7 protein-coding genes are annotated in these 6872 nt (G+C 46.0%); all 7 read left to right on the forward strand.

Annotation, left to right across the window (positions count from 1 at the left end; genetic code table 11):
- The first annotated feature begins 1 nt into the window (after position 1).
- Positions 2-1285 carry a histidinol dehydrogenase gene (hisD, locus tag AC5RDS_RS13995; RefSeq protein WP_195329138.1) on the forward strand — a complete coding sequence of 428 codons (1284 nt, stop codon included), beginning with the start codon at positions 2-4 and terminating at the stop codon, positions 1283-1285.
- Positions 1286-1353: 68 nt separating this feature from the next.
- Positions 1354-2409 (forward strand): histidinol-phosphate transaminase, encoded by a 1056-nt coding sequence (gene hisC / locus AC5RDS_RS14000; protein ID WP_306442719.1) that lies wholly within the window; start codon positions 1354-1356, stop codon positions 2407-2409.
- Positions 2406-3503: a bifunctional histidinol-phosphatase/imidazoleglycerol-phosphate dehydratase HisB gene (gene hisB, locus AC5RDS_RS14005; RefSeq protein ID WP_172721228.1), complete on the forward strand. Its 1098-nt coding sequence runs from the start codon at positions 2406-2408 to the stop codon at positions 3501-3503. The genes hisC and hisB overlap by 4 nt, the downstream gene beginning before the upstream one ends.
- A 41-nt stretch (positions 3504-3544) precedes the next feature.
- Entirely contained in the window at positions 3545-4129 is a 585-nt protein-coding gene (gene hisH, locus AC5RDS_RS14010) for an imidazole glycerol phosphate synthase subunit HisH (protein WP_172720489.1), read from the forward strand.
- Between the two features lie 8 nt (positions 4130-4137).
- The gene (gene hisA, locus AC5RDS_RS14015; RefSeq protein WP_046405011.1) at positions 4138-4848 is read left to right on the forward strand and encodes a 1-(5-phosphoribosyl)-5-[(5-phosphoribosylamino)methylideneamino]imidazole-4-carboxamide isomerase; all 711 of its coding nucleotides are present in this window, start codon (positions 4138-4140) and stop codon (positions 4846-4848) included.
- Positions 4849-4850: 2 nt separating this feature from the next.
- Complete coding sequence (gene hisF / locus AC5RDS_RS14020) at positions 4851-5606, forward strand: imidazole glycerol phosphate synthase subunit HisF (RefSeq protein ID WP_046404265.1); 756 nt, start codon at positions 4851-4853, stop codon at positions 5604-5606.
- A 19-nt stretch (positions 5607-5625) separates the two neighbouring features.
- Positions 5626-6222 (forward strand): bifunctional phosphoribosyl-AMP cyclohydrolase/phosphoribosyl-ATP diphosphatase HisIE, encoded by a 597-nt coding sequence (hisIE, locus tag AC5RDS_RS14025; RefSeq protein WP_013612294.1) that lies wholly within the window; start codon positions 5626-5628, stop codon positions 6220-6222.
- The last annotated feature ends 650 nt before the right edge of the window (positions 6223-6872 follow it).

Raw genomic sequence — 6872 nt, forward strand, 5'->3', positions numbered from 1 at the left:
TATGGAAAGAATAATAAATCCCGTCCGGGAAAGATGGGTGGACTTATTGAAGCGTCCTCGGATGGAAAATGCTGATCTGCAGAAAATCTGTAAAGCTATTTTTGCAGAGGTCCTGAAAGACGGCGATAAGGCTTTGACCAAATATACCTGGTTTTTCGACCAGGCTAAAGTAGAACGCTTGCAGGTGGCTGAAGCAGAATTCCGGGAAGCTGAAAGAGAGGTAAACAATGATTTGAAAAGGGCGATAACGGAGGCTCGGCAAAATATTGAGGCCTTTCATACTTTACAACTGACCGGACGGAACGAATATGTCAATCCGAAAGGATTCCGTTGCTGGCAAGAGACTAGAGGGATCGGAAAGGTGGGCTTGTATATTCCCGGAGGAAGTGCTCCCTTGTTTTCTACCGTATTGATGCTTGCCGTTCCGGCCCGGATTGCCGGTTGTGAGGAAATCGTTTTGTGTACTCCTCCGGATCGTTCAGGTAGAGTTCATCCGGCTATTTTATGGACAGCCCGCCAATGCGGAGTGGATAAAGTCTTTAAAGTCGGGGGAATACAGGCTATCGGGGCGATGACTTTCGGCACGGAGAGTGTGCCTAAGGTGTATAAAATCTTCGGTCCCGGTAATCAGTATGTTACAGCGGCAAAACAGCTGGCCTGTAATTATGGTACGGCAATCGATATGCCGGCAGGACCTTCCGAAGTCATGGTGATTGCCGACCGTTCGGCCGATCCTCGTTTTGTAGCGGCAGATTTATTGTCACAAGCTGAGCACGGTCCGGACAGCCAGGTGATATTATTGACAACGGACAGCTGCCTGGTCGATCGGGTTCAGAAAGAGATAGAAAGCCAATTGGCCGTATTGCCCCGTAAGACTATCGCTTCGAAGGCTTTGGAAAATTCGAAAGCGATAGTACTGGAAAATGTAGATGAATGTTTGGAATTGGCAAATGAATATGCACCGGAACACTTGATCCTGAGTGTGGAAAATTATCTCGATTCGATACCACAAATAAAAAATGCAGGCTCTGTGTTTCTGGGTAACTATTCTCCTGAAAGTGCAGGAGATTATGCTTCGGGTACCAATCATACCCTACCGACCCATGGATATGCCAAAGCATATAGCGGAGTGAATGTGGATGCTTTTGTGAAAAAAATTACTTTTCAGGAAATAACCCGGGAAGGCCTGCTCGATCTGGCTCCGACCATCGGGGTTATGGCGGAGCATGAACTTTTGTATGCACACCGGAGGGCGGTGGAGATACGGAAAGAAGAGGGAAAGTAAAAAGTGAAAAAAGCAAAAGGCTGGAGGTTGGAAGTGAAAGGGAGGGACAATGAAATGGGAGGAAATTTATGGAAATAGAAAAATTGATACGTAAAAATATTTGGGAATTACAGCCTTATTCGTGTGCTCGGGAGGAGTATGAAGGAGGACAGGCTATTTTACTCGATGCGAATGAAAATCCTTTCGATACGGGAGTGAATCGTTATCCGGATCCTTATCAGCGGGAATTGAAGAAAGAACTGGCCCGACTGAAGGAAGTGAAGGTGGATCATATGATTTTGGGAAATGGGAGCGATGAGCTGATCGATTTATTGATCCGGAGTTTCTGCGAACCTGCGGAAGATAATATAGTCGTCTTTTCTCCCGGTTATGCTATGTATGAAGTGAGTGCTGCGATTAATCGGGTTGGAGTGAAAAAAATCGATCTGACAGCCGATTTGTTACCCGACTGGTCCGAGTTGAGACGACGAGTGGACGATCGCACCAAACTGATTTTCCTTTGTACGCCTAATAATCCTACCGGGAAGGTTATCCCTTACGGGCAGATTGAGCGGTTGTGTGGGGAGTTTCAGGGAATGGTGATCGTCGACGAGGCCTATATCGATTTTACAGACGCACCTTCTGCGGTGCATTTATTGGATAAATACCGGAATGTCGTTGTTTTGCAGACTTTGTCGAAAGCTTGGGGAATGGCAGGATTGCGTTTGGGGATAGGCTTAGCCGATCCGGAAGTAGTCGGAATATTGAATCGGGTGAAAGCTCCTTATAATATCGGGGGGCTGACCCAACAGACCGCTTTGGCCCTTCTCCGGCAATATGATCTTTTCCAGAATCGGCGGACTGGGATTATCCTCGAACGGGAGCGTCTGATCCGGGAATTGAGAGGGTTGGGTATGTTCCGGCGAGTATATGATTCGGAAGCCAATTTTATATTGGTCATCACTGAATTTTGTCAGAAGTTATATCGCTATCTGATTGCTTGTCGGGTGGTTGTACGGTTACGGGATATTCCGCCTTTGATCGGAGGAGGAATCCGGATCACTGTCGGTACCCGGGAGGAGAACGATCGGTTGCTGGAAGTTCTTCATGAATATGATAATGTAATGGAAGTGAATACCTTATGAAAAAGATGTTATTTATAGACCGGGACGGTACGATCATCAAAGAACCGACAGACAATTTTCAGGTGGACCGGCCGGAAAAACTGAAGTTTATGCCGGGAGTGATCGGAGCACTGCGGGAGATTACCGGGAATACGGATTTTCGATTGGTGATGGTGAGTAACCAGGATGGCTTAGGGACTGCCGATTTTCCTATGGAAGATTTTATGCTTCCGCAAACATTGATGTTGAAGGTGTTGGAAAGTGAAGGGATCGTTTTCGACGAGATATGTATCGATCCGAGCCGGCCGGAAGAATATTCCCGTTTTAGAAAACCCGGAATAGGGATGGTAGAAAAATATTTGAATGAATATTTGGATACTGAAAATTCCTATGTGATCGGGGATCGGGAGACCGATATGCAGCTGGCTGCTCATATGGGGATAAAAGGGATTTGGCTGGGAGAATGGCGGGAGACCGATTTACCGGTGGTATTGCATACAGATTCCTGGCGGGAAATTACCCGATTTATAATATCAGGAAGCCGGAAAGTCCGGATTTGTAGGAAAACTGCGGAGACAGAGGTAACTGTTACTTTAAATTTGAATGGGGAAGGTTGTTGCAGTATAAAGACCGGTTTGTCGTTTTTCGACCATATGCTGGAACAAATCGCCCGGCACGCAGAGGTAGATCTGGAGATCGGAGTACGGGGAGATTTGAAGGTCGACGAGCATCATACCGTTGAGGATACGGCTATTGTATTGGGGGAGTGTTTCGCTAAAGCCCTGGGAAGTAAAAAAGGAATCGAAAGATATGGTTTTGCTTTGCCTATGGACGATGCAAAGGCTGAGGTATTACTCGATTTCGGCGGAAGGACTTGGTTGGAATGGGGGGTCACTTTGAAACGGGAATATGTCGGAGATTTTCCGACGGAGATGGCCCGGCATTTTTTTGCTTCTTTTTGTCAGAGCGGGCTGTGCAATCTGCATATCTCGGCCCAGGGAGAAAATACGCATCATATTCTGGAGGCTGTATTCAAAGCTTTTGCCCGTGCCGTACGGCAGGCTATCCGGCAAACCGGAGGAGGGATCCCTTCGTCGAAGGGCTGTCTCGCTTAGTTTAGGAATGACGAAATGATTGTACAGATAAATAGGAGATCATGAAAGTTGTTATTATCGATTATGGAGCCGGGAATGTCTTTTCAGTGACGACTGCTTTACAACGCTTAGGGGTTCAGGCGGTCTTGAGTAGTGATGTCAGGCTGATCGTCCGGGCCGACCGTGTGATATTTCCGGGTGTCGGACAAGCTGCTGCTGCCATGAAGCAATTGAAAGATAAAGGATTAGATCGGATAATCCCACAACTGGAAATGCCCGTATTGGGAATTTGTCTGGGGATGCAGTTGATGTGCCGGTTTTCGGAAGAAGAAAATACATGGGGATTGGGTATCTTTCCTATGGAAGTGAAGAAGTTTGCAGACAGTTGTAAAGTGCCTCATATGGGGTGGAATACGGTCCGGAAGCTGAAAACTACTTTGTTTCAAGGGATAAATCCCGGGGAATGGATGTATTTTGTACATTCCTATTATGTTCCTGTTACAGCTTATTGTATCGCAACTTGCGACTATCAGCGTTCTTTCGCCGCTGCTATTTGTAAAAATAATTTTTATGGATGCCAATTCCATCCTGAAAAATCTGCCGGTGCCGGAGAAAAAATAATAAAGAACTTTTTAGATATAGTATAAAATTGAAAATGAAAATTATACCTGCAATCGATATTATCGGTGGGAAATGTGTCCGTTTGACTCAAGGAAATTATGGACAGTGTAAGATATATTCGGCTAACCCTTTAGAAATGGCACGCCTGTTTGAAGAAGCCGGACTGGATCGGCTGCATTTGGTCGACCTGGATGGGGCGAAAGCGTCGGGAGTTGTCAATTGGGCTGTGCTTGAAACGATTTGTAAACATACCCGTTTGTCCGTAGATTTTGGAGGAGGGGTGAAAACCGATGAGGATATGCGTCGTGTGTTTGAAGCGGGAGCTGATTATGCTTGTATTGGCAGTATCGCTCAGACAAATCCCGAACAAACCGCTGAATGGCTGGAAAAGTATGGGTATGAAAGAGTAATTATCGGAGCCGATGTCTGGAATACCAAGGTGTGTATTCAGGGATGGAAAAAGGTGACCGATACGACGATTTTTCAATTGATTGAGTCCTATCGGGGACGGATCGGGCATTTGATGTGTACGGATATCACCCGGGATGGGATGATGGATGGAACGGCTATCGGCTTGTATCGGGAATTACTTCGCCTTTATCCGGAGATTCGGTTGATCGCTTCAGGGGGAGTGAGTGGAACGGCAGATTTACAACAGCTTGCTGAAGTTGGAGTAGAAGCCGTAGTCGTTGGGAAGGCTTTGTATGAAAAGAAAATAGATTTGAAATCACTTAAAAATTTTTGATTTTGTTAGCTAAAAGAATAATCACTTGTTTGGACGTTAAAGAGGGACGGACGGTGAAAGGAGTGCATTTCAACGATTTGAAAGATGCCGGTGATATTGTAGAATTAGCAAAGAAGTATTCTGTTGCCGGTGCTGATGAACTGGTGTTTTTAGACATCACTGCCAGTAATGACAACCGGAGTACCCGCCTGAGCTGGGTGGAGCGTGTGGCTACTGCAGTCGATGTCCCTTTTACTGTCGGAGGCGGCATTGCCCGGGAGGCAGATGTTGAGGCTTTATTAAAAAAGGGGGCGGATAAGATATCGGTCAATTCGGCAGCTCTGTCCGAACCGGATTTAATCGATCGGTTAGCCTATCATTTTGGGAAACAATGTATTGTTGTGGCTATCGATGCCCGATATGAAAAGGAAGAATGGTGCGTATACAGTAAAGGAGGAAGACTAAGAACTGAAAGAGAATTATACACTTGGGCACTGGAAGTCGGAGAGCGGGGAGCCGGGGAAATATTATTCACTTCTATGGACCATGATGGGACGAACCGGGGATTCGCCTGCGAAGCGATAGCCCGGTTGAGCGGATTGGTGAATGTTCCGGTCATTGCTTCCGGTGGTGCAGGAAAACTAGCGGATTTTAATGAAGTATTTACAAAAGGTAAAGCAGATGCTGCTTTGGCTGCCGGGGTATTTCATTATGGCAGGCTGACTGTCGGACAGGTGAAAGCCTACTTGCGGCAAAACGGGATAACGGTAAGAGGGTAAATAATTGAAAAGATATAAGATGGAAATAGAAAATTTGAAATTTGACGAAAATGGTTTGATCCCTGCTATCATTCAAGATGCAGAGACCAGGACGGTTTTGATGCTCGGCTATATGAACCGGGAGGCCTTGACATTAACCCTGACGAATGGAAAAGTTTGTTTTTTTAGCAGGTCCCGGCAAAAGTTGTGGACAAAAGGTGAAGAAAGCGGACATTTTCTATACCTGAAAGACATACAAGCCGATTGTGATGGCGATACTTTATTGGTTAAAGCCAAACCGCTCGGACCGACTTGCCATACTGGAACAGATACCTGTTGGGGAGAGAAGAATGAGGAGGCGGATTTTTTGTTCTTCTTACAAAAGTTCCTGCAAAAAAGGAAAAATGATTCTCCGGAAGAGTCCTATACGGCCCGTTTGATTTCCAAAGGAATAAATAAGATCGCTCAAAAGGTTGGGGAAGAAGCTGTGGAATTAGTAATCGAAGCGAAAGACGACAATGAAGATTTGTTTTTAAATGAAGCGGCCGACTTGATGTATCATTATCTGGTTTTATTGATTGCCAAAGGATATGGGCTGGAGGATGTCATCCGGGTATTGAAAGAAAGACACAAATAGAATGGGGATAAATAGGTATTTATATACATGTTTACACTAAATGTAGGTTTTCTTGGGTGCAACGGAGAAAGGGGAAAAGAAAAAAGTAAAGTAAACTTTAATTTCCCCGTTCTCCAAATCTATGGTAGGTTCATTTTTTCTTTCTATTCCGATGCAGGGTTTTGTGCCATCAGACCGGTTCGCCTGGACCGGTCCGCTAAGGCTTTCCTTCACTGACCGGCGGAACTCCTCGCAGGCTCGTCAGACACCACCGGTCGGGCGTTCGGAAAACCTAACCGGACCCTCGTTCCTGCTCCAATGGTCTTCCGCCACAAAACCCTGCATCTTCCGTCAGCACTACAGGGCAAAGAAGGAAAGTTTTATTGAATGAAAGAGCAGGCCACCCTGACCGGAGTATGGATACCTGGGTTACCTGATCGGATTATTTCTATAAAATAGCGATGGCTGAATTAATCCCTCATGTAGGGGGGGCAGAAAAACAGCTGTTTGATAGAAGTTTATACTTTTCAGGTCACAGTTCGTTTCCTATGCAGTGATAACGTAAGTCGGAGGTGTTCGTGTTGGGGGACCATTGGAGCTCTGTCGGGTGTCGTCTTGCTTTTTCTGAATGCCCGACCGGTGGTGTCTGACGAGCCTGCGAGGAGTTCCGC

It is taken from the genome of Odoribacter sp. (assembly GCF_985060555.1).

Coding starts and splice junctions, on each gene's coding strand:
- hisD (WP_195329138.1), top strand. CDS start 2: ATGGAAAGAATAATAAATCCCGTCCGGGAAAGATGGGTGGACTTATTG.
- hisH (WP_172720489.1), top strand. CDS start 3,545: ATGAAAGTTGTTATTATCGATTATGGAGCCGGGAATGTCTTTTCAGTG.
- hisIE (WP_013612294.1), top strand. CDS start 5,626: ATGGAAATAGAAAATTTGAAATTTGACGAAAATGGTTTGATCCCTGCT.
- hisA (WP_046405011.1), top strand. CDS start 4,138: ATGAAAATTATACCTGCAATCGATATTATCGGTGGGAAATGTGTCCGT.
- hisC (WP_306442719.1), top strand. CDS start 1,354: ATGGAAATAGAAAAATTGATACGTAAAAATATTTGGGAATTACAGCCT.
- hisB (WP_172721228.1), top strand. CDS start 2,406: ATGAAAAAGATGTTATTTATAGACCGGGACGGTACGATCATCAAAGAA.